Raw genomic sequence first — 25,402 nt, forward strand, 5'->3', positions numbered from 1 at the left:
TTGGTATCAATGTTCTCACCTTCCAGTCTCAACCTCTTTAATTCACATTAGGCGTGTTATATAAAAAATTTACAGCGACCCAAAAAATGCCGAATTAATCAGTTATTTTTGGTCAGGAAAAGCCCATAAAGCTATTATTGACTTAAATTTAATCACTTTATATTACAGCGATACTAACGGTAATTCAGTCCCAATAAATTACAGAATATATGACAAAAAGGAGGAGAAAACAAAAAACGATTATTTTCGAGAAATGGTGAGCGAAATAATAAGCTGGGGAGTAAAGCCAAGAATAGTAACAGGAGATAGTTGGTATTCAGAAGTAGAGAATTTAAAATTTCTAAAAAACCAGAAGCTGGGTTTTCTATTCGGAATTGAAAAAAATAGAACTGTCTCAAATGAGCCGCATAAGTATTGTCAGGTAAGTACTTTGGTGATTCCAGAGTCAGGAGTAAGAACTCATCTGAAAGAATTTGGATTTATAAAGTTGTTTAGGAAAGACTTCAAGAAAGAAGACTCTAGACACTATATTTTATATCTGCCTGATGAGGAAAAAATCAAGGAGATAACTAGAAATGAATTTATCACAATTCATGATACCCATTGGGGAATTGAAACCTTTCATCGAGCTATAAAACAAGTATGTGGAATTTGTCGGTTCATGGTTAGAGATACCTATGCAATCAAAACTCACATATTTTGTTCACTTCAAGCTTTTATTAGATTAGAGTTTATGCGGTCTGAAAAAATAATTAGTAATTGGTACGAGGTACAACGGAATATGTTCACGTTAGTTGTACGTGAGCATATTTTTGCAAACCTTAGCAGTGATGGCATTATCTAGACTCCATAGATGATTCTTTTTGTCAATGCGTAAGTCCTAGTTATTTCCGTAACAATAATATATTTTTTGCTACATTGTACTCAACCAAAGCTAGATTGTAACCTGCTAATAAACTGTTTTTTACTTCCAAAATAAGATTCTACGTAATTTTTGCACTTCCTACTTATTCGGATGCAAAATTGCCATAATTGTTCAGAGGCTTAACCAATCCTGTACTCAGACTCTAGAAGCGTCAACAATTTCTCTTCGACAGCCGTTAAATAAGGCCGTTGATTTCAATCGGTGAGCAGGATGTGGGAATCTTAGAAATTAATTAATAATTTCTCCTTTGTTATTGGCCAACTTTTCACGCCATTTTTGGAGTTCTTCAGGTGTTTGTCTCACCCAATCTGTGACTTCGCCAACGATTTTTAATGGTGCTTGGGAGCGATATGAGCGTGTCGGATTGCCCGGAAATTTTTTGTCTGTAACATTCGGGTCATTTTCAAACTCCCCTGTTGGTTCAACGATATAAACACGTTCACGCTTATCGCCTTTTGCTAATGCAGCAGCTAGTCCCGCCCCATTGACAAGGGCTGTGAAATAAATGTGATTCATTTTGAGTTCAAGTTTGTAATTAGAACTGCCCCCTGCTGTCAGCAAATCGCCAACCTGCAAATCTGCTTTCGTTCCATGATAAAAGGGGCCTTTGTCAGAAGGTTTATCCTTAAACGAAGTTGCTAATTCATAATTCTTTCTTGCCTTGTCAGGGTCGCTTAAGTCCTCATAGCATTTGGCAATGTTTGAATATAGAGAAGGGAAAGCACTCTTAACAGTGTTGTTATTTATTTTTAATGCAAACTGCAAAGCCGTTTCGAGCCATTTTAATTTGTCAGAAATATTTTTCTGATATCGAGCTACATAATGGGCTGAAATAAATTTTTCAAAGTCGTATGTCGCTTCGTTCCAGGCTTGAAGAAACAGTTTACTTGCTTCTTCTGGTTTGCCTTTTTCTTCCATGCCCATACCTTGAAGACAGAGTTTAACAACATTGTTGTTTGGGTTGAATTCCATGATTACTTTGTCTCGTAATGATTGTAATTTCGATTTAGTTGCTTGTCCTTAGTCTGTTGAAGTGCATCGTAACTACTGCTAACGGTTCGCTTGAGCGGCTGCAAATAACCTTTACCTCACACCAACACTCACCCTTACCCCTGAGTTCGGGGTTGTCCTTGGCTAAAACTTGGCATACTTCGCCCAAGTGGTAGGTATTTGGTACTCTGGTTCGCTCCATTATGCGCTGCACAATGTCTTTGACGATTCTACCACTTGGGACTTTACCACCCGCTTCCTCTACTGCCTTCGGCAACGTCAAGGACGAACGCATAACTCCATAAGTGCTCCCGCCTCAAAAAACGCCCGTTCTACCTTTCGCTCCAGGTGCAAGCGGTAAGCGTAGCCATGCGTCAGGCTTATCGCTAATTTCTTGCTCGGTTAACTCTGGAATTTCAACAGCAGTAACGGTAATTGTTACTAACCAATCAAGCAAGCTTTTTCATCATAAATACGCTGTTCGGGTCATCAATGTATTCACCAAAGGGGCCTCGGTACTCAAACCCATACCGTGTATACAAGGCTCGTGCTGAAGCGAATTCTGGAATTACCCCCTGTTTCTAAATTCAAGCAATCGTAACCACGCCGTTGGGCTTCTTTAATAATCTGTTCCAGAATCTTTGAGGCGACACCCCTACGTCGGTGAGCCTTGACGGTACGCATTGATTTGATTTCACCGCTTCTTGAATCTAGTTCTTTCAATGCCCCGCATCCAAGCAGTTCTTCGCCATCCCAAGCCGTCCAAAAAGTAATATCAGGCGAACGCAATGCCTCTATATCAAGAGCATGAACACTTTCGGGTGGGGTAATCTCATGCATGTTTTTGAGATGTTCCCTCAGAAGGTCAGCAATATTTTTACCTGTCAAGTCATCTTCACGAATGTGCAATCGGCTCATTTCCTTCATTAACGCCATATTCCTGCTCAATCACACCCAACAGCTTCTCTTCAACAGCAGTCAAATACGGCCGCTTCAACTCCCCCAAGTGCTTCAGCACAGCACGGGCTGCCTCTTCCAAGTTCTCGTTTTCCCGTAATCTACTGATGCGATCGCAAATCACCTGCATCTGCTCACACTCGGCAGGCAGGTAGTTGAAGGACTTCAGGTGCTGCAACCCAATGGTGTACTCGCGCCATCCCAGGCTCTCACGCTGCAACTAAAGTCATTCACTGCGCTGACAATTGCCCAACACCCACCCTTGCCTCTGAGTTCCGGGCTGTCTTTGACTATAATTTGGCACACTTCGCCAATTTGGTAGGTATTGGGTACTTGGGTTCGCTCCATGATGCGCTGTACAACATTTTTGACGATCCGGTGTGAGGGTACTTTGCCGTTGGCTCGTTGTACACCGTCTGCTAAACCTCTTGTTTTCGTCCAGATCACATTAATTAGGTTTAGCTTTACATTTACTAATCCTTTAGTAGAAGTATATTCCCGACCAAAACTTTTCTTAAGAAAGAGGTATTAATTAAAATTTTTATTAACAATTGTAAACATAGCTCAAAAAATCAACAAAAATCTATGCAATCACCAGAAGCTGAAACAACAAAATTCGAGAGTAAAGCTCCTTTGTCAAAGGATACTACTTCCCCTATTCAGCCCGAATCAAAAACTGAGCCATTAACTCAGGTACAAGCAGATAGCGTGCTTACCCGCGAACAATTGCCTAACAAGGGATTTCGTATTGCCCTCACCCTGGTTACTAGCGTGATTATTCTAAGTGTTGTCGCTATTTACTTCGGCATTATTCATCCTTAGTACATTGTTACAAAACCGAATGGCACGCCCCTTAAAGCTAAATCGACTATAAGACCTATGGGTGTGGGGTTTAGTAATAAAGGAATTTATTAAGGTTGCACTTAATTTTGGCTTTTCTGATTTTTTTTCCTACACCCTGCACCCAACCGTCTACACCTAGCCACAGCAAGAGTTTCACGTTTTCAAGCGGGATATACCTTTTCGCTCTAATAAAAGGTGATTGCTCTGTTTTGGCTGATTAGCCCAAAGATTTCAACAGCCGTTGGGGTGACAGCTTCAGAATTATCATTTTTTCGCTCCCAATAACTGCAATATCTCCTTCACTGCCGTTTTTTCCCACTCCATCTCCTGAATCCGCTTCAGTAACCGCTTGGGAATGTACTTCCACGACTCGACCAAGCGATTGCCCTGACTCTAAAATTCATAATAATAGTACGCCTGTGAGTAATCCTTGCCATTCCTAATAATCATTCGCCAATGAATACTACCCCTAACTTCCCCCTTGTACTGTCGTATTTTCTAGAGTGGTAAAACTTGCTAGAGTAGATTTTTCATGATTGAAATAGGCGTAAATAGGTAAACCAAAATTTTCAATAATAACGAATTTACTACGTTTAAGTTTTTGCTCTAGCTAGTTTTGCCACGCTAGCGTATTTTACTAGGGTTTACTGCAATACTCAACAGCGATAATATCGATAGAGTTGGGCGGTTGACGGTTTCAGCTTAACAATAGCGAGTAAACTACCTGCTGCGTCAATTACTTCAATCCGGGTAAGCGCATAGACATCTTTACTAAGAAACAATATGGCAGACCTTAGCGGTAATTGGTTAGGAACTTACTGGCAAGATGACATTCCTAGTCGCTTTGAAGCAACCTTTGTTCAGAGTGGAAATACTTTTAGTGGTTCCATTTTGGATGACAACTATTTAGGAGAAGCTCAGGTCAATGGCGAGGTAATTGGGCGCACTGTCAGTTTTACTAAACGTTATTTAGTTACCTCACCTGTACCAGTTAGATATACAGGCATGGTTTCAGAAAATGAAGATTATATGCAAGGAGAGTGGAATATAGGTTTGCAGTATTCTGGTGTATGGTCAGCCCGACGCAGTGGAGAAAACCTGATTGTAGATTTACAAACTCGGCTTGAACAGCAAACTCCATTGACAATGACTTAATCGCTCACATAAATCCCTGCCTTACCCCCAGATTCCTTTATATGTAATTTCCGACTCTAAGAGACTCAGCACTTTCTCTTCCAGTCCAGTCAAATAAGCACGATTCAGCTTCCCCAACGACTCCAAAAACCTCAGCACCGACTCCTCCAGCCCACTAGAATACACTCGACTGATGCGATCACCTACGGTGGGCGGTTACGCCATCGCAAATTACCTGCATTTGCTGACGCTCCGCAGGTAGGTAATTGTAAGACTTGAGATGCTTCAGCCCAACAGTATATTTGTAATGTCAAGTTCTCACGATCAACTGAAGCCTTTCTAAACATAATAATTAAATATGATTATCTATGGAATTAATGCTGAAAAACATAGAGTATCTTTGTAAGAAGTGGGCTGCAAATCTGGGGTGTAGTTAGCACACAAAGTGATGTTTTTATAACCGTTTTCTTGTAAACAGGATATAAATTCATCCCTGCCAAACCAATGCAGTGGAAGACGTTGAAGTTCAGTAGCTATGAGGTTGCCATTTAACCACTTTTCATAGCGAATGAGCGTCAAGTTCAGTTGCTCTAAGGGGTCAATACTAGAAGAAGATTGCATGAGGATGATTGAGCCGTCAGCACACTCAATTGGCTCCCGTTGCTTAACAATATTTTGGGTTTTGAAATCTTCAACCGGAAGTTCCAAATCAATAAAAATCAGCCCCTGTGGTTCCAGGTGTCGTGCAAAGGCTTGCAATGCCGCGATAGCAGCAGAGCGTGGCAACAACATGAACGAGCCAAAGGTCACGACTATTGCATTGTACTTTCCAGGCAAGTCCAGATTCTCTACCTCACCTTGGTAAATGACAGGCTCCAAACCTCTTTCTAAACAATGTTTGCGGCAACAAGCAAGCATATCTGGTGAAGCATCGATGCCTTCAACGTTAAGACCTGCTTCTAACAGTGGGATGAGTAATCGTCCTGTACCCACCATTACTTCGAGAATTCTGCCACCAATTTTGGAAAGATGTTTTATGTAGTATGGAACGTCAGGATATTGTCCACCAATGGGCTTGCTAATATCATATACTTCCGTGCATAAGGCTCCATATTTTGTCAGTGTCATCTTTAGCCTTCCATGTCACATTCAAGCTCTATCAAACTTAATAGTTTTTGTTCCACCTGGGTTAAATACGGTCGCTTCAGTTCTCCCAAATATTTCAACACCGCACGACTAGCTTCTTCCAAGTTCTCGTTTTGCCTCAACCGCGTAATGCGATCGCTGATTAACTGCATCTGTTCACACTCGGCAGGCAGGTAATTGTAAGATTTGAGGTGCTGCAAACCAACGGTATACTCCCCATCCCAGAGTTTTACAGTGCAGCTAAAATCATTCACCTGATTAACGATGCCCCAGCAGCCACCTTTGCCCCTAAGTTCGGGATTATCCTTGGCTAAAATTTGGCAGATTTCACCAATTTGGTAGGTGTTGGGTACTTTAGTACGTTCCATAATTCTTTGCACTAGATCAGTTACGATTCTGGCACTGGGAATTTTACCGCCAGCCTCCTGTACTGCCCGTTGCCAAACTTTAACCTGCTGCTGGGGTTCTAGCTGTGCCAGAGGGCGCACTTGTCCTTCGTTAGTCGGCAGGATTCGTGAGGGGTTAAGTCGAGTTTTGTCTATTTCCTCGTTTTGGGAACAATTTGTTCCCGCCACTATGTTGTCAAATACTACAGAACCAGCTATTAGATAATTGACTCGGCAATGGGTGTATCCAAATCTATCACGACAATACTCCTCAAATGTGCGATGAGTGGATCTGTATAACCTGCGATCGCGCAACTGAGCCAATGCCTTGCCTGCCTCAAAAAATGCACGTTCCACCTTGCGTTCTAAATGCAAGCGCTCACTAATTTCCTGCTCGGTTAATTCGGGAATTTCAATAGCAGTAACGGTAATTGTTGCTGTAGCTGGGTCTTCTTCTTGAGCAAGATTATCTGGTGATGTGCTGTCAGTGGATGAAGAGAAGGTGGATTTTTTGGGCTTTGAGGATGGTTTAGCCATGATTTCACCCTTATTAAGGGTATTTGCTCAGACTGGCTCACTCTCATTATGGCTGTAGTCAGGGCTACAAACGCTTAAGAGCGGCTAATTTCAGCTTCTACCGCCAGAACCTCAACTGAACCCCTAAGCGATCACTTCTGTAGAGTCACTGAAAATAGCGCGGAAGTTAATGGCTTGAGGTCAAGCATCCTTTAACTCTCCATTATTCCTGGCACGCTCCAACTCTTCTTCGCAAAGGACTTCTATTAAATTTGACAGAGAACGCTTCCTAATCTTAGCTAGCCGTTCTAAGTCTGACTTTAATGCTTCGTCCAAATAAAGCGATATTCGCTTTTTGGCTGTAACCACCGACAACACCATAGCACTACTCCAAAACTATACTTCCTCTATTGTAGCACGAGGGTAATGCTACTTTAATGCAAAAAAGATGTTTTAGTAGCATTAAAGTAGTGCTACCATGTAAATAAAGAAAGCGCTACCGACGGTCAATCTGAAGCGCTTTCTGTCCCGTTAGGAACTGATTTATTATGACTCACGCTATCTACACTTATCAACAGCTGCAACTGAAATCCATTGCCCGACTCAAGCAAATCTACAGCGAAATTGCCTGCACAGTCGAAGTAAGCGACAAACGCTGCAAGGATGCCTGGATTTGTGCCATTGTTAACTATCAGGCAAGCAAGATTCAGAAAGTCACCCTCGCTGCCCCCGACAACCAAGCGATCTCCCAAGCCGAACTCGACAACTACATCGCCGACCAAGCTCAAGCCGTAGCTCCTGAACCCCTCAGAATAGTCGAAATCTCGTTTGACCATCACGAATATTGCGCTGATGACAAACTGATAGCCAGCATCAGCCATGACGACAACCACTTAACGCAACGCTGGGTAGTCATGGTCAACGATAAAGAATTATTCCGTGCCAACACGCTAATGCGTTGCGATCGCTTCATCTGCACTCATTACAAAGATGGCACACTGCCAGTGCAGGAACAACTTGCAACGCCCTGCACTACTGGTAACGAAGTCATGGCGAAGATTTTCAACGAATGCGAGAAGTACGGTTACGAAATCCTCAACGATGGCATTTACCAAAATGACGAGAAATTAGGCGAAGTAGGACAGACTGACGGCGACTGGTGGTTCACACGCGCAGCAGACGAAACCCAGCGCATACCCTGTGATTCTGCAATGGAAGTAGTTCAATCGCTGTCGATGGTGGACGTGTCTACTGATGGTAAATCCATTTTTGATGATTATTTTTTAGATCAGCCGTTAGAACAGCTAACTGGCGATAAATTGCAACGGCTGCTGGAGAGAACGGAGTTAGTCACGGCGTAAGGAGGCAGGGGTGCAGAGGGGAAAGAATCTGTACAAATCTCTCCTCTGCTCCTCCGCTCCCCTGCTGCTCTGCTTCATTGTCCCTTCATTCACCAATCAATATGCAACCCACAATATTAATTCCCCAACACTGGGGCTACCCTCACTTTGCTTTGGATCAGCGCACTAAAGACGGCATCATTCTGGGACTTTATTACTACCCGAATGGTACTGAATTAGCTGAACAATTTGATGAAGGATGGCGTTATGTATTGATGCCTAACAAGAATTCTGACGAGATATCGTACTTGCAAGAGGATCAAATCCAACCGCTCACACCAGAAGAATTATTCAAGCAAATTACCGCAGAGATTGACTTTTATCAACGACAGATAAGCATTCTCAACCGACAGTTAACCGTATTAACTCAAGGTGCAAACAATGGCTAATTCTACAAACAGTTTTGACCGTAGAGCCAATCATTTGCTGCGTTCGATTCGGCTTTGCGGCGGTTGTGTTCCATTGCATCGGCTACAATTCCAATTCTCCGATTCAGTCATTCAAACACTGCTGGATAGAGAACTGGTGAAAGTACAGAACACGGGACGCGGCTTTTTGTTGGAGATTGCCGAGGATTTTTAGGTTATTAATCCCAAAGGACACAATCATGAAACTTTACGCGAAGACCATTTCAACTACTTTGCCAGATTGGGCAAGCGTCGTTAAACAAAGTGCAGATTTGATTGAGATTGAAATTAATGATGAACACCCAAATTTTCAATCTCTCCTTGAAGAGTTAGAAACGGAGATTGAGCCAGGAACTTTCGGTGTTAAGGCGGAGGATTTATGTTCACGGCTTGGCATTGAAATGTCTAACCCCAGTCTCCACTACTTAGTTGAACAAGCTCAAACTCTAATGTCCGAAATCGCTGTACACCCAGACTACAAACAAGTGTTGGAAGCAGGATATCAGCCAGATTTAAACATTGCTGATGCTCAAACTGCCCTGACTTATTTGCAATGGAAGTTAGAGCGTAATCGAGAACCTTATGTTTAGTAGAAAAGCGATTGCTTGAATATCAGCTTTTCTTCAAGCAATCGTAAAACGCTGAAAGTTTACGCTACAAAACACTAATTATTGCACAGTTCAACAAAATATGGTTACTGAAATAAAACTAGGTTTATGCAACCCTCCCGAACCCATTTATTTATATGTCAATCAGGGGGAAGTAGATGGTGAATCTTACATCTGGTACAAGTTCAATATCAGCCAGGATAAGAAAATTCCTGTTACCCAAAGGGCATTAACTGGGTATTTATCAGAACTGCGATTGACTACTAAAGAGTTCAAAGGCAAGGATAATCTCAAACTTGATATTGTCGTGAGTGCTGATGAACTTTACATCATAAGAACTGGTGTTAAAACCAATTTTGCTAAAAGCTTTCTTCTAGCTACCTCATTAATCCAAGATTTTTCTAAACCCTTGATTATCGTTGCTAATGCTGGTGACGAAAACACGGTTTTCTGTAATCTTTACGATGCTGCAAGTAAGACCAAGATTTACAGGGAATGGAGTAGAGATTTGGATTGGGCAACTATTATTCGTGATATTCAATCTCTTTTAGGTGGCATATCCTCTACTACTCCATCCACACCAAAACTCAGCGTAGTCCCTCAAGCAGTACATCCTCAAGACCTACGAATTAAAAATATTCGCACTTTGCTTGATTATCCACTTGATTTGGTCAGAGAGTGGTTGCAATTCCAGGATGTTGACCGCCCAAGCTTACTTGATATTAACCAGATTAATGAACTAATCAAGACCATGTGTTTGGCTTGGGCGGCAGACAAGTGTGAATATCCTAATCATGCCGAGTCTTCGTATCAAAAACTAGTTCTTGATGCTGTTGTTAGCGGTGCTGATGAATTAGCTGCAATTAACGCATGGATGCAACAGTTGCAAACAGCAAAAGCTAGGGCAATGTAAATCAAAAACCAGAAGTCAGGAGTCAGGATTCAGAATTATTCTGATTTCTGACTCCTGACTCCTGAATACTTAACGCCAGAGGAATTAGCCATGAAAGTCATTGTCACAGTAGTAGATAAAATCACCCGTGAAGCGCACCTAAATATTCCTGATGGACTCTCGGAGTCGGCATTAAAGCAGCACATTACAGACTTATACAACAGTAGGTAAATGCTGATTGATTTGAATATTTATCAGGTGGATTTTGAATCTATCAGCGCTCAGATTGTCAAATAACATTCTGATGCTAAATCTGCCTAAACATTGGAGGTAATAAATGCATACGAAATGGACTGATGAAGAAGTAGCAATCATTGAAGAAATGGCTTGTCTCAACACTGTCAAACAAATAGTATATCGGCTGAAAAGAAGGGGATACATCCGCTCAACATCAGCTATTCAACACAAATTGCGCTTTTTAGGATACTCCGCACGTCCAATCCTTGATAACTACAACTGCTGCGAAATTGCTAGGGTTCTACAACTCAATTCGGCTACTGTTTGGAGTTGGGTAAAAAAGGGGTGGATACGTACACATAGGCGGTCTGGCAGATATCACCAAATCAAGAGCAAAGACTTAAAACGATTTCTTCAAAACCCACCTCAACGTATCAAGAACCGCATTGCTGCAATTGATAAAGATGCTATCGAGTACTTGGTCGGGAGGTTGGAATGACACAGCAAATTACTTCCCAAGACACTCAAAAAGTCCTTGACCTCTGCTCTGGCATTGGCGGTTTTACCCTTGGTCATCTGATTAGCGGCGGTTTCGAGACTGTAGCTTTTTGTGAAATTAACTCCTACTGCCAACAATTGCTACATCTGCGATTCCCAAATATTCCAATTATCCCAGACATTCATGACATCACAACTGAGTCTCTTTACCGAGTGGGAACTAGAAAAGTTGATGGGATTATCGCCGGACTCCCCTGCCCTCCCTTCAGCCTCGCCGGAAAACGTCAAGCGTCAAAAGATGAGCGCAACCTGTTCGGAGAGTTCTTTAAAAACATGCGCGAAGTTCGACCGAGATGGGCGATTGTGGAAAACGTACCCGGATTGCTCACTGCTGAAGGAAGTCAATTTTTCCGTTCCATACTGTGGCAATTTACCTCGTTGGGGTTTGATGTTGAATGGGGAATTATTTCGGCAGCTTCGGTGGGAGCCGTCCACTTGCGAGAACGAGTGTGGATTATTGCCCACTCCCAAAGCTCAAGACGGGGTACATCCTGGAGTCAGTACACACAAAGCGGGACAAACGCTGCATCTGTCGGCTGCGGTAATGCCTTGGAGTGTTCAATACAGCGACAAGAGCGACAACATCCAAGGCTACCGAAACAAAGCCCCTCAGTTAAATACAGCGCGTGCGCTCAACCCACATCTGGTAGAGGCGATGATTGGAGTGCCACAGGGTTGGACGGATGTCTGCTTACCCACCCAGGACTTAACCCTTGGCTGTGTGCTACCACAATCCCCAGTTTCAATCGGCTCACTCGTAATGAAGTTGCAGCGCTTACGAGCAATGAGCTTGCAGAATATCGCCAACTCTATGCAGAATACCAAGCCATCAGAAGACAACACACAGAGCAAATCAAAGCTTTAGGGAATGCCATTGTCCCCCAATGCGCTGCACTAATTTTTGACCGACTCAAAAGAATTTTATCCCAACAACAGAAAAACTCATGATTGACAATATTAATGCTCTGAAGACAAGTTGGTATCTTTCTCCACCTTGGGGTCGAACAATTCCACCCGTTGAGGTCAATTTACTGGAAAGAGTATACCTCAGAACCACGAGAACATTCGGCTATTGCTGCGGTATTCAGTGGAAACACGAATGTTGGATTTATTCAATTGATTGCCGTAATGAAATTCTTCACGCTACACAAAACCAAATCATTGGGACTGGAGAATTAGAAACTCTCAACGTGCAAAAACCTGCTTTTGTTTTGGGCGAAAGAGTGATGCTCAGTTCTCACAATAAGGGAACAAAGCAACGGCTGATTTTGGGGATTGCGCTGGTGCATTATTCTTGGTTTTACCTTGTTGAATTGATGTCACCAACGTTAATTAAGACACCGACTATATCGAATCGTTTCTCATTAGTTGGGGAGAAAAGTTTGCTGCGGGTAAATGTTTAATTCTTTCTAATCACACAACTAAAGTTATGTCACAAATTGAAATCGTCGAAATCATTGAACAGATAAAACAAGAGATTGAAGTTGACGCTAATGGTCAAGCGAAAGCTAGCCTTTGGGCAACTGCAAGACTTGCTGGGGTTAGTGATAAAGCTATCGGTAAAGCATTAGAAAGCGCGAACCTGGAACCCTCTAAACTGGCTCAAATGCTTATGCAGCAAACCTTTGATGCCGCGAACCTAACTGACTGGAGAACCAGTGGTATTCCCGACACTGCGATCGCAATTATCTTAGAGTACTACGCTTACGAAGCTGGTAGATACTGTACCAAGCAAGCAAGATTGGTATGCCGTTCATTCTACAGAACGTTACCCTACGAATACTTGCTCTACAGTCCCAAAGTCTCCCGTCGCAACGATGGACGATTACGCGATCGCGATTTGAATAAGTACCAGCATATTGAACTAGGCGGCTGGTGGTGCAATGGCATTGACCCCCTCAACAACTACGCACAGATGATGTGGGGCTGCTTCAAACCCGACCATCCCCGACGTGACCGCCAGAAAATTCACAAGTTCATCAAGTACGAGCATCCTTACAGAGAAGAGACACGCGCTTTTTTCCTCTTAGTACCAAATCGTATCTGGGTGAAAGTCTCCCTACGTTGCGGCATCCCTATCACCGAAGAAGACCTACAGCATCCTGGAGGCTTCTGGCATTGGGTTTGGCGGCACAACGTACCAGTGACCATCGTGGAAGGTGTCAAAAAAGCAGGGGCGTTACTGACTGCTGGTTATGCAGCGATCGCAATTCCTGGCGTTAACGCTGGATACCGCACACCCCATGATGAGTACGGCAACGCTACTTGTGTTGAGCAGAGTCGAAACATTGGTAAACCCTTTCTGATTCCCGACTTAAAATATTTCGCAACACAGGGGAGACAGGTTAACATTTGCTTTGACCAAGACAATAAACCTGAGACTGTCCAACGGGTGAGAACTGCTATCAGTCGCATGGGACGGCTGCTGGTAAATGAGGGCTGTTCGCTGCGAGTGATTGATTTACCTTTTGGCCAAGAGAAAGGGGTTGATGATTTTATTGTTGTCAAGGGTCAGCTGGCATTTGATGCACTCTACAACACTGCCGTTGCACTGGAGTTGTGGGAGATTAAGCTGTTCACTCTACTGACTTATCCTCCAGCGATCGCACTCAACCAAAGATTCTTGGGCCAGCTTCTCGTCCCCGAAGGCGAAAAGCTGATTATCCTCAAGGCTCCCAAGGGAACTGGTAAAACCGAATGACTGGCAACTGAGGTGGCCAAAGCACATGACCAAGAGAGACGGGTATTAATCATCACCCATCGGATTCAACTTGGTGAGGCATTATGCGATCGCTTTGGAGTGAATTATGTCACAGAAGTTCGCACCAATGAAACAGGTGCATTATTAGGATATGGCGTGTGTGTGGATTCGCTGCATCAGGAAACTCAGGCGCGATTCAACCCTAACGACTGGGCGAATGATGTCATTATTATTGATGAATGCGACCAAGTATTCTGGCATTTGCTCAATTCTGGTACTGAAGTGCAGAAGCGTCGGGTATCTGTTCTCAAAAACCTCAAACAACTGGTACAAAACGTTTTGGGCAGCAGTCAAGGAAAGATTTACTTGTCTAGTGCGGATGTGTCAGATACAGATGTAAAGTATGTTTTATCACTCGCTGGTGAATATCGTGTTAATCCGTTCGTAATCGTCAACAATTATCGGCACGTAGCTGGCAACTGTTACAACTATTCTGGTAGTAATCCGAAGAATTTGATTGCGGCACTGGACAAGGCGATAGCTTTTGGTGGGCATCATTTACTATGTTGCTCTGCTCAAAAGGCTAAGTCTAAGTGGGGGACGCAAGCATTGGAAGAACGTTTTCGCCGCAAATTCCCACACCTGCGGATACTGAGAATAGACAGCGAATCCGTTGCTGATCCATCTCATGCAGCGTTTGGTTGTATCGCTCATCTGAACGAAATTCTTACCCAGTACGATTTAGTTATCGCCTCCCCAAGTTTAGAAACTGGCGTATCCATCGACATTCGAGGACATTTTGATGCTGTTTGGGGGATATTTCAAGGTGTGCAGCCGGTTAACTCCGTGCGTCAGATGTTGGCAAGGGTTAGGGAGACAGTTGACCGTCATATCTGGGTTAGAGAGTGGGGCATGTCGGTTGTTGGCAATGGTTCTACATCCATAGGAGGATTGCTCAGAAGCCAACACGTTGCTACACAGGCTAACATTGCGCTATTGTCGGCGGCGGACAATGACGATTACAGCTTTGTTGACCAGAACTTCCAGCCAGAGTCATTGCAGACTTGGGGTAAGCGTGGTTCTGTGATTAACGTTGAGATGCGGCGTTATAGAGAATCTGTGCTTGCGGGTTTGGTCGAAGATGGATATATCGTTATTGATGCCGACGATGCTGATGACGATGAAAGTGGGGCAGTAATCGAGTCGGTTAAAGCCGCGTCTGTTGAATTGTATGCTGCGGAGTGTCAGGCGATCGCGGATTCTGTCGAACTCTCCCCAACTGAACTAAAAAAACTGCAAGACAAACGGGCGAAAACGAAAACCGAACGACATCAGCAGCGCAATGCGGAATTGTCCCGTCGCTATGAAATTGACGTAACCCCTGATTTGGTCGAGAAAGATGACGATGGGTGGTATCCTCAACTGAGAATGCACTACTATTTGACCCTGGGGCGGGAATTTCTGACAAACCGTGATGCTAAACGGGCAGCAGCGCAATTAGAAGCTGGGGAGAATTCGATTTGGAAGCCGGACTTTAACAAGGGGCAGTTATTGCCTGCTGTGTTGTTACTGGAAAATCTGAATCTGTTGCAGTTTCTTACACCAGATGTTCAGTTACGTGGCAGCGACGAGAAGATGGTGGAGTTTAAGGCACTGGCTGTAACGCATCGGCACGTTATTAAGAATTACCTTCACGTGACTATCTCAGAAAAACTTACTTCCATAACGATCGCACAGAAGTTACTTGCCAAGATTGATTTGAAACTGGACTATGTGGGTCGGTTGGGTAAGCGTGAAAATCGAGAGTGCGTTTATCAGTTTGTTGTCCCTAACGATCAGCGTGATTCGATTTTTGGACAGTGGTTAAATCGGGATAAAGCATTAAATCGTGAGTTTGTGTCAGTCATGAATAATATAGTGTTAACCACACCAGTGATTGACACAACCTCCCAAATATTAGAAGAGGTGGTGTCCAGTCCCCAAGGACAAACCTGGAAAGGGCTGAAACTGAAATTGCAGCAAGGCTTGGACAGCGCTGGCTTGTTCTACAATCAGTTAGTCTCCACAATAGGCTCGGCTATTGGCGTTGCTGACGGAGAGCCTTACTGGAATGGGTATCTGAACCAGTGGCAGGTTTGGGTTAGCTTTGCTGACGGGTGTAGGTCTGTGGTGTGCGATTGGTTGATAGTGGTTTAATTGTAGATACATTTGGAAGGAGATTCCACAATTAAATGAGTCGTCAATTCATATCTACTGGTTCTATCTTTGAGCAAGAAATTGCTTATTCTAGAGCAGTTGTTGATGGAGACTGGGTTTTTGTTTCTGGTACCACGGGTTTTGATTACAGTTCGATGACCATATCTGATGATGTTGTAAAACAAACAGAGCAGTGTTTTAAAAATATTAATGCTGCACTGACAGAGGCAGGACTGGTAATGCAGGATATAGTGCGAGTTCGTTACATTTTACCGATTCGAGAAGACTTTGAACAAAGCTGGCCAGTAATTCGTAGATATTTAGGAGATGTCAGACCAGCAGCAACAATGATTGTTGCAGGGCTTTCAGATCCTAGAATGCGGATTGAGATAGAGGTGACAGCAAAAAAAACTAGCGGCTAGGTTTGAGGAGCAATTTTGTGACAAATCACGTAACTTCTTGGCTACTCGTATTGCTGAGAAACAACCCGCCGCTAGAAAGCATGGGACCAGGGGGAAAAAGACATAGGAAAAGGGGAAGCCTTACTGCAAAATTATCTCCCTTGAAAGTTGCTCCCTGCCCCCTTGCCTGATTTGCCGCCGTCCATACCCCCCAATGAAATAGATGGAAGTAATAATCGGGGGGTATGGACACAGATGCAGAATTCAGTGATTCTTGGTGGCAACGGGTTAAATATTACGCTCGGCTGGCTATTGAACGGGTTGATACGGGGTTGGTGCTGTAAAGGAATTACTCAGTACCCTGACGATTGATGAGCGGTTGGGTGTGATGCTGGAGTTTGAGGATCTTGACCCAGACAAGTTTGCTCAACTGGTTATATCTGCGCCTGATTGGGTGCAATGGATGGCTTAAATTACTCAAGCTATAGAATAGTTGACTGTGTTAATTCCTCAAACATCGCATTTTCAACCTCGCTTTATTGCGCTTGGCTCCATGTAAATAAATTGAATCTTCTCTACCAGACGCTGCGCGAATAAATCAGTGTTGGTTCTGTACCCGTTAATTAACAATTAAATAATTAAAAGATTTCTTGTATTTAATTGCGTTAGCGTAGCGGGGCGCAGCCCATTGCGAATTGCTCCCGTGCAGCGCGGCGTTCGCTTTTAGCGTATCGTAGAGTTGCCCATTGACAATTGTTCTGGTCAATCCCCCCTAATATTAGATGGGGCGGCTCAAAGTCGTTTGAACTTTTTCTGGAGAAATCTCAATGACCATTTCAATGTATCAAGCTTTAATACCCGTGTCTATTCGCACACTGGATAACCTTATAAACATTCTTGAAAAAGGTGCTGCTTATGCAGAAACTAAGAAAATAGATCCTTCTGTGTTGATTAATAGTCGTCTATTCCCAGATATGTTTCCATTATCAAAACAAGTGCAAACTGCCTCTGACATAGTAAATAGAGGTGCCGCGCGGTTAGCAGGAATAGAACCATCTAAATTCGAGGACAATGAAACTACATTTCCTCAACTTCTTGACCGTATTCATCAAACTATCTCTCATTTAAATACGTTTAAACCTGAACAAATTGATGGTTCAGAGGAGAAAACAATTACCCTACAGATGCGTGACAACACTCTCTCTTTTCAAGGAATGCCATATCTGTTCTATTTTGTTTTACCAAACCTTTATTTCCATGTCACAACAGCATATAACATTCTCAGACACTGCGGTGTCGAACTTGGCAAACAAGACTTCCTTGGGCAGCCTTAATCCAAGCAGTACATAACGCAATTTTTTCGAGAATTTCCGAATAAAACTTGCGTAAGATGAAGTATTGAGTTTTAAGAGTGTGTCGATTAGCGTTCTTGTTCAGTTGGGCGGATCAAGATTTCGTTGACGTTAACGTGTGACGGCTGTGTAACGGCATAAACGATCGCTCCGACGGGCAGCAATTACTACCGTAGCGCCAACTGATGCCAGCGCTAATGCTGTCGCCTCACCAATACCAGACGATGCCCCTGTTACAATTGCCACTTTGTCAAGGGAGCAACGCGATTTTGTGAGGTTGGGCGAAAAAGGTGCGATCTCGACCAAGTATTATATCTGGTACTTTTGTGATTCTGGTTTTAGGAGATTGACCAAAACAATTGTCAGGGGAGGAATTCGCAATTTTTTTATCGGCATCAGCAGGAACACCGTCGCCCTCATCGGCAATATATAGGATGGTTGGGTTGGTAAGCTACCTGCGTTACCGACCTGATATACAGTAGACATCTTGCAAAAGTTACTTTTGCAAGATGTTGGGGAAAGGGTAAAGGTTAAAGGGTAAGGAGAAATTCTATCCCTTTCCCCTTTACCCCTTACCCTTTTCCCTACTTCTGCAAGAAGTCTAGTATTAATTCCGTTGCTACTACTACCTTTGGTTGGGGGTGAGAAAACCGTGAGAGATGCGGTACACCGATTCGCTATAATTGCGGGAATTACTAGGATTTATGTAATATTTAGCATATGTGTATTTTCATGTAGTAGTTTTTATTCCTCGTACTCCCTGCGCTTTTTATCTATTCGGTATTTTTCTATTTGAAAGTCCCTACAGTCCAGTGGTAATGTCTGGGTTCTATCAATCTGAACACCTTGCAGTCGTTGAGGATTTAAACCTAGAACCTGTAATGTTGTTGGAGCAATTTGGGTAGTAGAAACGATTCGACTGATAGTTTTACCTTGCAGATTGTGGCAAAATCCAGTGCTACCTACAATCAGGGCTACGTGGGTGTCAGCATCAGTAAATCCACCATGCTCTGCACGCTTCTTGGTAGCTTTACCAAAAAAATAACCAGTTTTGAGTGGAATAATAATGTCAGGGGTGCGTTCGTCTCTGACGTTGCCGAAGGCATCGCTTGTCCTTGGATCTCCCAAGCCAGCATTGATTATGCTCTGACCATACAATACCTTTCCCTGAGCAGCAGCATCCTCAGTTGAAAACACCACCCCAGTATTTGGATCAATCGTATTATCAAATGAGTAATTTTTGGACTTTAGCAGGGCTACTGCTTTTCGGACATCAGATGGATTTTTCAAGAAGATCAGTGAGGAAGTATCCTGACCTCGCTCAGAAGCAATCTGGATGCCGTTTCTTACTAGGAGAGAACCAAAAGCAGTTAGGTTTCCATCGCCACCAGCAACACCAGTAACACTATCAAATGTACTGCTCAAACCAACAGTCGGATCTTGGACGGGATTTTGTCCGTGCTTGGCGGTCAAAATTACTAAAGTTGAACTGTCTAATCCTTTCTTTTTCAGTTCATCCAAAATCAGACCAATGCTGGCATCAGTGTGGGCTACTGCACTTACGAGGTCAGGACGGGCATGTCCGTCTTTGTCAATCCCGCCACCATTAAATTGAGAGGCTGTCTCTTTCTCGCCTACGCTTACAGCTTGGAAATTCAAGCCAAAAATTGCCGGAGTGACTACTTTTTTAGTGCCGGAATCGTTCAATCCATCAATCTCGTTTAATATCTGCTTAACTTTGAGATCGTCGTAGGCTGAGGTTGTAGCTACACTCGTAAACTGGCTGGCGCTAAAACCAGCAGGTGGAGCCTTAAATAGAGCCGGATTACCCTTTGTCGCGTCATTAAAGAAAGTGGGCGTGATTTTAGAGTTGGTGTTGGAGTAAGGAGTACCTGTTGATTGATCAACTAAAGCTCCAAGAGTGCTTGGGAGAAGTCCTGGCTTAGTTGGATCAATTGCCACTGCGGCGTTAATTTCTAGTGAAGAGTAATCGCTAATGCTGCCGACCTGACCTGTTGCCAAATTAAACTTCGTTGGGTCTTGTGTATTTCCAGCGAGGATGGTGTAAGCTGCGGGATGCTTGTCAGACCAAGCAGTAAGTAATCCAGCCGCGCTAGCTACGTCAAAAATGGTATTTACTTTCAGGTACTGGTTGGGGTAAACAGAGTTGCCATTGCTATCAACAGGCAATTGGGTTTTATCAAATCTCTGACCGCCATCTAAGGTGCCACCCTTACCATTAGCCCAAGATGCATCAACGTTTTCAGCAAATTCTACGACAGTACCTGGTTTGGCGGTGCCTGCGGTGATTTGGGCAGCAGTAGTGCCTGGGGCATACAAGGCGCGACTGTAGGATTTATCATAAAATACACCTGTCGTGCCGGGTTTAGCACCAGTGATATAGTTTAGCTCCCCAGGGAAGGAATCTGATGGTGCAGAAGTGAAAGCATTAGTGTATGTCACACCTTCTCTCTGCAACCGCTTAATATTTTTCAAAGAAGATTGCAGATTAGCAACTGATAGATCAGAGTTGTGCAATCCATCAATCGAAATAATTAGAACATGACTAAATTGAGCAGTTGTATTTCCGATACTGATTGCTTGAACACCAGGAATAAGGGTGTTGCTAAAAATCGCCGTCGTCAACACCCCAAAAAGTGTTTTCTTCATTGTGTATAACTAAATTGGAAAAATGGCTTATAATTTCAACAATCTGTAAAAATCCGGAGTTCAAGGGCTACTTCTTTTGGCAATGGCTTTCGCCCAGCATTTATTAAAGACTCCCAGAATCACCCCATTGAGAGTATTGAAAAGATAGAAGAAAAATACATTCATAGGTATTGATTACAAATATACACGGAAGGAAATGCTCGTAGTGGGTCTTACGTGATTTTGCTTATTGTTAGGAAGCACAAATTTGATTAAATCAATAACGATGCAAGCAACACAAGTATATTGAATATTGCTTCACCAAATCTTTATAATTACTTGTGATATAGCAAAAATAAATTCAGAACGATTTTATGCCGTTTGAGCAATTACCAAGATTATCAATAATTGTTAATTCCCATTTTTACAAGGCCTTCAGAGTTAGGTAATTTCAAATTTAGATAATAATTTTCTGCCTAGTTTTTTTAAAGTATTAGCAAAGTTAAGGATTTGTTAATGTTTAAATAATGTGATAATGCAGCTAAAAATAGCATTATTGCATGAATAGGAGAGTGAAAAATTTTGAGGGAGATGGGGTAGATAAGTCAATACCGTTCATGGGTAAACGTATTTAATTTTGTAGCGGAAAATACAGAATATTTGCTTAAGAAATGTGACTAGAGTGAATCGGATTTGAGTATTAAATATAGACACTACGTATCCCCTCAAAATTTCGAGGTAGGGAATTATTCAGGTATCCAAGACCAACCAAATGGATGAGAAGAAGACTTATCCTGAATAACGCTTGCCAAAGAAGGAACATCTCCAATTCTTAAAATACGGTGACGCATATACTCAAAAAAGCTGATACCCGACTTGCGAGTAGTAGCGACAAGCGTCATAAAAATATCCCAAGCTTTAGTACCTTATTGAGTCTGGGTAGCGTAACTAATGTTACGTCGCTGCACCATTGTCCTGGCAGCTAACTCCGCAGGATTGTTATACAATGGTAACTCCGGATGCTTTAAAACTAAAAGCAACTCGTCCGCTTTTGCAGCAGTTAGTTGTTTTCACTCATCCAAAAGCTGATAACCAGTCTCGGTGCCGAAAAGTTTCCAAAATTTAGACCTTAGTTCAATTTCAGTTTTCGGATTTGGAGAATCTTTGTAAGCAAGTAACTCTCGGTAGTAATTCCAGAACTCATTGAGAAATTCGTCTAAAATCTTTTGATGGCAAGCAACAAACGCAGTCAATTTCTTATAAGGCTAAATTTATCTTTGAGGATTTGTACTCGTAATGTCACAGTAGTAGTTATCGTATGTGCTTGCTCGTTTCAAAGAAAGTATTCCATGAACGAGTAAGCTTTTTCTACCAACAAAAATTTTTGGGCAACCCTACATCAGATATCCTAGAGCAATCGCCGCCATTTATGCCATGACTCCGCTCTCTGGGATTAAAAGCAATATGCCTTAAACCACAAGTCTCTGGTTTACTAGGCCGTTTTGGAGGATTTGGGAAAGAGAATAAGTAAGGATTCAGGTGTTTAAAACCCAGTCACAGAGGCAGTTTCAAATTTATAAGAATTTATTGCGGTGCGAAAAGTCTCTTGAATAATCGGAAATCCTAAAACTTCTACATAAAATTTTTTGGAGCGATCATAGTCATAACAAATAATAGCTACATGATGAAAACCACTGGTATTCATTGGTATTTTGCTTGTTTTGTGGCAATTATTAAGAGAGTGGACGTAGGTTATAACACAACCACATTACACTCTCTCAAGTATAGATTAAGCTTTAATCTTTTTAATTAAATTTACCTTTTTTTTGAGGAACAAGCCAATGCTGCCAACAAGAAATATGCTACCTAAAGTACTAGGTTCAGGTACTTGTCGATAAGAAACTGTACCGGAATCGGAAGTTTCGGAGGAAACAGAAAATAATGTTCCAGTAATTTCGTAACTTTTATCAGGATTAGCTTTGTCAAGGAAGCTGTACAGCAATCCAATTGGTGCATTATCTGCTAAGGAGACAGTGGGAAATGCAACGGGATAATCTGGATATTCAACATCATCTGTTGCGGTGTAAATATTGGGATCATTATCGAATTGAAAAGTTAGTGATTGAACTGGCGCTACTGGGATATTATCATTAGTGAAAGTTGCGTCATCAAAGCTAAATAGACCGTTACCCTTAGTTGTAGAACTATCAACAGTGAACGCATAATTAATAATTGCAGCCGATGCAGATTTAGTAGTTAAGGTAGCTAAACCCAGAATCAGACTAGTAGCGAGCGCTAATTTTTGAAACAATTTCATCTCAATTTTCCTGTTGCATTAGATAAATAAACTATTTAAACCCTGTAGAGACGTAGCAGTACTACGTCTCTACGTTTTCACCAGACATCTAAGACTTACTTCTTAGCGCCAGTAGAGTTATTCGTTTGACTCAATTGCCAATCCTTTAGAAGTTGATCGCGGTTTTGCCGTAAGTTTTTACCGTTACGTTTTTCAGGATAAGGAATATTACCGCCCTTAATTCCTGCCCAAAGAATTTCGTTAAATTCTTCTGCATCAAGGTTATCTTCACCGATAAAATTGAAACCCTTGGTCATAGCAGCCCACCATTTTGCATCATTTAGAATGGGCATAGCTGCTGTATTTTCAACATTAGGATCTTGGCAAGCTGGTACTAGTTTCGGATCTACAGGTGTAGCACACAAGTTACCTGGCACAATCGCTGTGTAAGGCTCAAAGTTCGGTTCTCTAGTGAAGGCATCTGACATTGGTTCAGCATTAGCATCAGTAATTGCCAAATACTTAATATTTAACAAATCCTCCATTGTCCGCAATATACTAATGGTGTTGTAGTTAGTGCTAATGAGCGCACCCCGTTTTGTGTAGGGTGAAATAACATAGGCTAACGAACGGTGGGAATCAACGTGATCTGGCCCATTCTGGGAATCATCTTCAATGATGAAAATTGCTGTTTCTTTCCACTCCGGCAGATGAGAAATTTTCTCTACCAGCTTGCCAATAGCATAGTCATTATCTGCCATTTGCAATTCAGGTGTATTTAGTCCAAATAAAGCAGTGCCAAAGGAACCAAAATGATCGTGAGATAAACGCACAAGCATTAAATTGGGTAATCCATTTTGCTTAAGATCCCTTTCCCATTCGTTGTACAAATAAATATCAGCATTATTTTGATCGAATGAGCGGAAATAAAGATCGGTTTTATGCAACAATGCAGTTTTAGTAACGGGAGCTTGAGGAATCTTATCAGCGTAGGGGGTTGGGGAAATGGGGATATAAGCTGGGTTTTTCGGATCGGGTTTAGTAGAATCGGTTTGGGTAGTAGTGTAAGGAATTCCGTTATCAACAAAGAAACCGTAATTGCGTACAGTCTTACCAGCACGTAGCGCAGTATCCCACAAATAACCACCAATGGCATCCGGCTCAAGATTACCATCCCCTTCGGGAGCATCAACATCCCTGTCTCCAGGTAATATGGAAGACTGCCCAGAAGGATCTAAAACTCCTGTTATACGGGTATTGATTGGCAAGTTATTCGAGGAAGTTTGCGGTAGTCCAAGACTGATATTCCGATTTGTACCTTCGTAATCGTAGGTTAAGCCGTTAAAGCCAGCGTTACCGTAAAGAACTGATTGACTTTTTTCGGTGTAGTCTGTAGTACGACCGTAAGTAGACCAGTTCCAACCTACTCCACTAGATTCGCCACTGTCGTAGAAGTTATCAAAAGTTGCAAAACCAAGGGACAGCTTGTGATGGTTGGGTGAAATCTTATAGGGAAACAAGGTAAGTGCTGGATCGCCATTACCGATAGGTAAGTCACCGAGTACTTGATCGTAGGTACGGTTTTCTTTAACTATGTAGATAACGTGCTTAATTTTGCCTTGTAAATACCTCATTATGCGGTCAGGACGACGATTATAAAAACCATTGTTTTTGTCTACCTGCGTTGAAAGCATAGCCAAAGTACTGCTACTTGGCACTGGAATAATTGAGATACCAGCTTTTTCTAAAGCCCAGGTGTAATCGTTTTTAAAATTGGTGTTACGTGTAAGTCCTGCTGGTGTCGTTCGATTGTTTGACGGGTTGGGGCCAGAATTACTTTTGGCATTGACAACGTAAAGTCTTTGACCATCAAGGCTGACACTTACAGAATTTGGATACCAGCCAGTGGGGATGCGTCCATTCACCTGACCAGCTTGCAAATCTACAACAGTGATCGCATTCTCGCCGCCTAGAGTAACATAAAGTGTTCGTCCATCGGGACTGAGAGTTAAAGAGTTGGGATTGCCACCTTTGTATTTATCACCTGGCCGAGACAGAGAGATGGTTTGAACAACCCTATTGTTATTTGTATCAATGACTGAAATCGAGTCATCATTACCATTAGCTACATATAGTCGATTTTGATCGGGCGAAAGCAGTACTTTGTTTGGCTGGCTACCTATTGGTATACGGGTGATTTGTCCAGAAGTAATGTTAACAGCAACTACTTCGTTATCGCGCTGGCTACTAATAAAAACTTTAGCTGCTTGACCGTTTTCTGCACTTTTAATAGCTACATCAAAAGGAAATTCACCAGTTGCTATTTTATCGCCTGCCTTAAAGAACTTAATTTCTTTAGTTACCTTACGGGTAGGAGTATCAACGATTGATATAGAGTCATTCTCAAAGTTTGCAGCCACTAAGGTCTTGCCATTTTGACTAACTGCAATACCCGCTACAACTGCTCCTGTACTCACATCCTTAGCTGGCGTATCCTTCAACAAACCACCATCATATTTAGGGAAGGGGGCAGTTTGGTTAGAATTGTGACCTAGTAAAATAAAGGGGGCATCTGGTACGTACTGGCTACCATTAGATGCATAAACATACACGCGATCATCAATCCCGCCTGAGACAAAGAAGTGCGAGCCATCTTTAGCCCAAGCCAAACCGTTATAGGTATTAGGAATATTAATCTGTTGTCTTTTAACTAACTTACCGCTAGTGACATCATAGACAAAAACCCATTCGGCTTGGGAGCAACGCGATTTGGTGAGGTAGGATCAAAAACCAGCGATCGCTAAAAAT

The 25,402-nt window shown here is 42.6% G+C and carries 28 protein-coding genes and 3 pseudogenes; 15 read left to right on the forward strand and 16 right to left on the reverse strand.

Annotation, left to right across the window (positions count from 1 at the left end):
• Window positions 1–64: 64 nt before the first annotated feature.
• Window positions 65–844: pseudogene (locus tag ACFE90_RS17215) on the forward strand (transposase); the annotation flags it as partial.
• Between the two features lie 309 nt (window positions 845–1,153).
• On the opposite strand, the gene arr reads toward ACFE90_RS17215, so the two are convergent.
• From arr to ACFE90_RS17245, 6 genes are all read right to left on the reverse strand, one after another.
• A complete protein-coding gene (gene arr, locus ACFE90_RS17220; RefSeq protein ID WP_375502621.1) occupies window positions 1,154–1,624 on the reverse strand; it encodes an NAD(+)--rifampin ADP-ribosyltransferase in 471 nt (156 codons plus the stop codon).
• Window positions 1,625–1,931: 307 nt separating this feature from the next.
• Window positions 1,932–2,210, reverse strand: a complete 279-nt coding sequence (locus ACFE90_RS17225) for a hypothetical protein (RefSeq protein WP_375502571.1) — start codon at window positions 2,208–2,210, stop codon at window positions 1,932–1,934.
• A 21-nt stretch (window positions 2,211–2,231) separates the two neighbouring features.
• A complete protein-coding gene (locus tag ACFE90_RS17230) occupies window positions 2,232–2,372 on the reverse strand; it encodes a hypothetical protein (protein WP_375502573.1) in 141 nt (46 codons plus the stop codon).
• A gap of 62 nt (window positions 2,373–2,434) precedes the next feature.
• Window positions 2,435–2,833: a GNAT family N-acetyltransferase gene (locus ACFE90_RS17235; protein ID WP_375502575.1), complete on the reverse strand. Its 399-nt coding sequence runs from the start codon at window positions 2,831–2,833 to the stop codon at window positions 2,435–2,437.
• Window positions 2,811–3,050: a hypothetical protein gene (locus tag ACFE90_RS17240; protein WP_375502577.1), complete on the reverse strand. Its 240-nt coding sequence runs from the start codon at window positions 3,048–3,050 to the stop codon at window positions 2,811–2,813. The genes ACFE90_RS17235 and ACFE90_RS17240 overlap by 23 nt, the downstream gene beginning before the upstream one ends.
• Window positions 3,038–3,319 (reverse strand): hypothetical protein, encoded by a 282-nt coding sequence (locus tag ACFE90_RS17245; protein WP_375502579.1) that lies wholly within the window; start codon window positions 3,317–3,319, stop codon window positions 3,038–3,040. Before ACFE90_RS17245 ends, ACFE90_RS17240 begins: the two co-directional genes overlap by 13 nt.
• A 138-nt stretch (window positions 3,320–3,457) precedes the next feature.
• Between ACFE90_RS17245 and ACFE90_RS17250 the strand changes: the two genes are divergently transcribed.
• Window positions 3,458–3,694, forward strand: a complete 237-nt coding sequence (locus tag ACFE90_RS17250; RefSeq protein WP_104899511.1) for a hypothetical protein — start codon at window positions 3,458–3,460, stop codon at window positions 3,692–3,694.
• A gap of 804 nt (window positions 3,695–4,498) precedes the next feature.
• Window positions 4,499–4,870: a hypothetical protein gene (locus ACFE90_RS17255; RefSeq protein WP_375502581.1), complete on the forward strand. Its 372-nt coding sequence runs from the start codon at window positions 4,499–4,501 to the stop codon at window positions 4,868–4,870.
• 345 nt (window positions 4,871–5,215) lie between these two features.
• On the opposite strand, the gene ACFE90_RS17260 is transcribed toward ACFE90_RS17255, so the two are convergent.
• The 3 genes from ACFE90_RS17260 to ACFE90_RS17270 form a co-directional block, all read right to left on the reverse strand.
• Window positions 5,216–5,977: a class I SAM-dependent methyltransferase gene (locus tag ACFE90_RS17260; RefSeq protein ID WP_375502583.1), complete on the reverse strand. Its 762-nt coding sequence runs from the start codon at window positions 5,975–5,977 to the stop codon at window positions 5,216–5,218.
• Between the two features lie 2 nt (window positions 5,978–5,979).
• Entirely contained in the window at window positions 5,980–6,918 is a 939-nt protein-coding gene (locus ACFE90_RS17265) for a hypothetical protein (RefSeq protein ID WP_375502585.1), read from the reverse strand.
• Window positions 6,919–7,098: 180 nt separating this feature from the next.
• Window positions 7,099–7,278 carry a hypothetical protein gene (locus tag ACFE90_RS17270; RefSeq protein WP_100903382.1) on the reverse strand — a complete coding sequence of 60 codons (180 nt, stop codon included), beginning with the start codon at window positions 7,276–7,278 and terminating at the stop codon, window positions 7,099–7,101.
• Window positions 7,279–7,445: 167 nt separating this feature from the next.
• On the opposite strand from ACFE90_RS17270, the gene ACFE90_RS17275 reads away from it, so the two are divergent.
• The 12 genes from ACFE90_RS17275 to ACFE90_RS17330 all read left to right on the forward strand — a co-directional run bounded on the left by ACFE90_RS17275 (window position 7,446) and on the right by ACFE90_RS17330 (window position 17,631).
• Window positions 7,446–8,258 (forward strand): hypothetical protein, encoded by an 813-nt coding sequence (locus ACFE90_RS17275; RefSeq protein WP_375502587.1) that lies wholly within the window; start codon window positions 7,446–7,448, stop codon window positions 8,256–8,258.
• A 101-nt stretch (window positions 8,259–8,359) separates the two neighbouring features.
• A complete protein-coding gene (locus ACFE90_RS17280; protein WP_375502589.1) occupies window positions 8,360–8,686 on the forward strand; it encodes a hypothetical protein in 327 nt (108 codons plus the stop codon).
• Window positions 8,679–8,879: a hypothetical protein gene (locus ACFE90_RS17285; RefSeq protein WP_375502591.1), complete on the forward strand. Its 201-nt coding sequence runs from the start codon at window positions 8,679–8,681 to the stop codon at window positions 8,877–8,879. The genes ACFE90_RS17280 and ACFE90_RS17285 overlap by 8 nt, the downstream gene beginning before the upstream one ends.
• A gap of 25 nt (window positions 8,880–8,904) precedes the next feature.
• On the forward strand, window positions 8,905–9,294 hold the full coding sequence (locus tag ACFE90_RS17290; RefSeq protein WP_375502593.1) for a hypothetical protein: 390 nt from the start codon (window positions 8,905–8,907) through the stop codon (window positions 9,292–9,294).
• Window positions 9,295–9,394: 100 nt separating this feature from the next.
• Window positions 9,395–10,225, forward strand: a complete 831-nt coding sequence (locus tag ACFE90_RS17295) for a hypothetical protein (RefSeq protein WP_375502595.1) — start codon at window positions 9,395–9,397, stop codon at window positions 10,223–10,225.
• 316 nt (window positions 10,226–10,541) lie between these two features.
• A complete protein-coding gene (locus ACFE90_RS17300; protein WP_375502597.1) occupies window positions 10,542–10,940 on the forward strand; it encodes a hypothetical protein in 399 nt (132 codons plus the stop codon).
• Window positions 10,937–11,947 carry a DNA cytosine methyltransferase gene (locus ACFE90_RS17305; RefSeq protein ID WP_375502599.1) on the forward strand — a complete coding sequence of 337 codons (1,011 nt, stop codon included), beginning with the start codon at window positions 10,937–10,939 and terminating at the stop codon, window positions 11,945–11,947. Before ACFE90_RS17300 ends, ACFE90_RS17305 begins: the two co-directional genes overlap by 4 nt.
• On the forward strand, window positions 11,944–12,402 hold the full coding sequence (locus ACFE90_RS17310; protein ID WP_375502601.1) for a DUF1392 domain-containing protein: 459 nt from the start codon (window positions 11,944–11,946) through the stop codon (window positions 12,400–12,402). Before ACFE90_RS17305 ends, ACFE90_RS17310 begins: the two co-directional genes overlap by 4 nt.
• Before the next feature lie 26 nt (window positions 12,403–12,428).
• Window positions 12,429–13,700 carry a DUF3854 domain-containing protein gene (locus ACFE90_RS17315; RefSeq protein ID WP_375502603.1) on the forward strand — a complete coding sequence of 424 codons (1,272 nt, stop codon included), beginning with the start codon at window positions 12,429–12,431 and terminating at the stop codon, window positions 13,698–13,700.
• A gap of 12 nt (window positions 13,701–13,712) precedes the next feature.
• Window positions 13,713–15,896, forward strand: a complete 2,184-nt coding sequence (locus tag ACFE90_RS17320; protein WP_375502605.1) for a plasmid replication protein, CyRepA1 family — start codon at window positions 13,713–13,715, stop codon at window positions 15,894–15,896.
• 35 nt (window positions 15,897–15,931) lie between these two features.
• Window positions 15,932–16,318 (forward strand): RidA family protein, encoded by a 387-nt coding sequence (locus ACFE90_RS17325; RefSeq protein ID WP_375502607.1) that lies wholly within the window; start codon window positions 15,932–15,934, stop codon window positions 16,316–16,318.
• 806 nt (window positions 16,319–17,124) lie between these two features.
• Entirely contained in the window at window positions 17,125–17,631 is a 507-nt protein-coding gene (locus tag ACFE90_RS17330; protein WP_375502609.1) for a DUF1993 family protein, read from the forward strand.
• A 156-nt stretch (window positions 17,632–17,787) separates the two neighbouring features.
• Here the strand turns inward: ACFE90_RS17330 and ACFE90_RS17335 are convergent.
• The 7 genes and pseudogenes from ACFE90_RS17335 to ACFE90_RS17365 form a co-directional block, all read right to left on the reverse strand.
• Window positions 17,788–17,946, reverse strand: a pseudogene (locus ACFE90_RS17335) (SDR family NAD(P)-dependent oxidoreductase); the annotation flags it as partial.
• Window positions 17,947–17,958: 12 nt separating this feature from the next.
• Entirely contained in the window at window positions 17,959–18,135 is a 177-nt protein-coding gene (locus ACFE90_RS17340; protein ID WP_375502611.1) for a hypothetical protein, read from the reverse strand.
• A 258-nt stretch (window positions 18,136–18,393) separates the two neighbouring features.
• Window positions 18,394–20,319, reverse strand: coding sequence for an alkaline phosphatase family protein (locus ACFE90_RS17345; protein ID WP_375502613.1), 1,926 nt, complete (start codon window positions 20,317–20,319; stop codon window positions 18,394–18,396).
• A gap of 725 nt (window positions 20,320–21,044) precedes the next feature.
• Complete coding sequence (locus ACFE90_RS17350) at window positions 21,045–21,200, reverse strand: hypothetical protein (RefSeq protein WP_375502615.1); 156 nt, start codon at window positions 21,198–21,200, stop codon at window positions 21,045–21,047.
• A gap of 553 nt (window positions 21,201–21,753) precedes the next feature.
• Window positions 21,754–22,003, reverse strand: a pseudogene (locus ACFE90_RS17355) (VOC family protein); the annotation flags it as partial.
• 84 nt (window positions 22,004–22,087) lie between these two features.
• Window positions 22,088–22,615 carry a PEP-CTERM sorting domain-containing protein gene (locus tag ACFE90_RS17360; protein WP_375502617.1) on the reverse strand — a complete coding sequence of 176 codons (528 nt, stop codon included), beginning with the start codon at window positions 22,613–22,615 and terminating at the stop codon, window positions 22,088–22,090.
• Window positions 22,616–22,710: 95 nt separating this feature from the next.
• Complete coding sequence (locus ACFE90_RS17365; RefSeq protein ID WP_375502619.1) at window positions 22,711–25,263, reverse strand: beta-propeller fold lactonase family protein; 2,553 nt, start codon at window positions 25,261–25,263, stop codon at window positions 22,711–22,713.
• Window positions 25,264–25,402 lie beyond the last annotated feature (139 nt).

Origin of the sequence: uncultured Nostoc sp. (assembly GCF_964245445.1) — a bacterium.
In the GTDB taxonomy this organism is placed as follows: Bacteria; Cyanobacteriota; Cyanobacteriia; order Cyanobacteriales; family Nostocaceae; genus Nostoc.